Raw genomic sequence first — 1,966 nt, forward strand, 5'->3', positions numbered from 1 at the left:
TGTTGAGACAGTGCCCAAATCATTACGCCATTCGTGCGGGTCGGAACTTACCCGACAAGGAATTTCGCTACCTTAGGACCGTTATAGTTACGGCCGCCGTTTACTGGGGCTTAAGTTCATACCTTCGCTTGCGCTAAGTAATCCCCTTAACCTTCCAGCACCGGGCAGGCGTCAGCCCCTATACATCAGCTTTCGCTTTAGCAGAGACCTGTGTTTTTGCTAAACAGTTGCTTGGGCCTATTCTCTGCGACCTACTTTCGTAGGCACCCCTTCTCCCGAAGTTACGGGGTCAATTTGCCGAGTTCCTTAACAGCAATTCTTCCGATGGTCTTAGGATTCTCTCCTCACCTACCTGTGTCGGTTTGCGGTACGGGCACCAATATCCTCGATAGAGACTTTTCTTGGCAGCGTGGAATCAGATACTTCAGGAATAAATTCCCTTCCCCATAACATCTCAGCGTTAAGAGCAAACGGATTTGCCTGCTTGCTCCGCCTAAATGCTTAGACACACATCCAATAGTGTGCACATCTTATCCTCCTGCGTCATCCCATTTCTAATAACGTCCATTGGTGGTATCGGAATATCAACCGATTGTCCATCACCTACGCCTTTCGGCCTCGGCTTAGGTCCCGACTAACCCTGAGAGGACGAGCCTTCCTCAGGAAACCTTAGGTTTTCGACCGTTAAGATTCTCACTTAACTCTCGCTACTTATGCCAACATTCTCACTTCTGTACCGTCCACCACTCCTTACGGTATGACTTCAGCCAGTACAGAAAGCTCCTCTACCGCGTACACATAGTGTACACCCATAGCTTCGGTGGTAAGTTTTAGCCCCGGACATCTTCGGCGCAGGATCTCTTGACTAGTGAGCTATTACGCACTCTTTGAATGAGTGGCTGCTTCTGAGCCAACATCCTAGTTGTCTTAGAAATCCCACATCCTTTTCCACTTAACTTACACTTTGGGACCTTAGCTGATGGTCTGGGCTGTTTCCCTTTTGACTACGGATCTTATCATTCGCAGTCTGACTGCCGAAATAAAAGTATATGGCATTCGGAGTTTGATAGGGTTCAGTAACTGTTGTCAGCCCCTAGCCCATTCAGTGCTCTACCTCCATTACTCAATTAATCGACGCTAGCCCTAAAGCTATTTCGAGGAGAACCAGCTATCTCCGAGTTCGATTGGAATTTCTCCGCTATCCACAGCTCATCCCATGGTTTTTCAACACCAACGTGGTTCGGACCTCCACGGAATTTTACTTCCGCTTCATCCTGGCCATGGATAGGTCACCCGGTTTCGGGTCTACGACATGCAACTATAGCGCCCTATTCAGACTTGGTTTCCCTTCGGCTCCGTACCTTAAGTACTTAACCTTGCTACATATCGTAACTCGTTGGCTCGTTCTACAAAAAGCACGCCGTCACACATAAAAAGTGCTCCGACCGGTTGTAGGCACACGGTTTCAGGTTCTATTTCACTCCCCTTCCGGGGTTCTTTTCACCTTTCCCTCACGGTACTTCTTCACTATCGGTCACTAGGTAGTATTTAGCCTTGGGAGGTGGTCCTCCCTGCTTCCCACAAGGTTTCACGTGTCTCGTGGTACTCTGGATTAGATCTGACTGTTTTTCCTTTTCATTTACAGGCCTATTACCTTCTGCGGAGCAGCTTTCCAGCTATCTTCAATTAAGGAATTGCAGTATTTATGATCTATCCTCAACCCCTAGGTCAAAGACCTAGGTTTGGGCTCTTTCCCTTTCGCTCGCCGCTACTTAGGAAATCGATGTTTCTTTCTCTTCCTCCGGGTACTTAGATGTTTCAGTTCCCCGGGTCTACCTCTGCATACCTATTTATTCAGTATGCAGTACATAGTTGTTACTATGTGGGTTCCCCCATTCGGAAATCTTTGGATCACTGGCTATTTGCGCCTACCCAAAGCTTATCGCAGCTTAACGCGTCCTTCTTC

The 1,966-nt window shown here is 48.0% G+C and carries 1 rRNA gene; it reads right to left on the reverse strand.

The window, feature by feature from the left end:
- Positions 1–1,966: ribosomal RNA gene (locus tag Ctaglu_RS24535) — 23S ribosomal RNA — on the reverse strand; the annotation flags it as partial.

Source organism: Clostridium tagluense (assembly GCF_003865095.1).
Classification (GTDB): Bacteria; Bacillota; Clostridia; order Clostridiales; family Clostridiaceae; genus Clostridium_AD; species Clostridium_AD tagluense.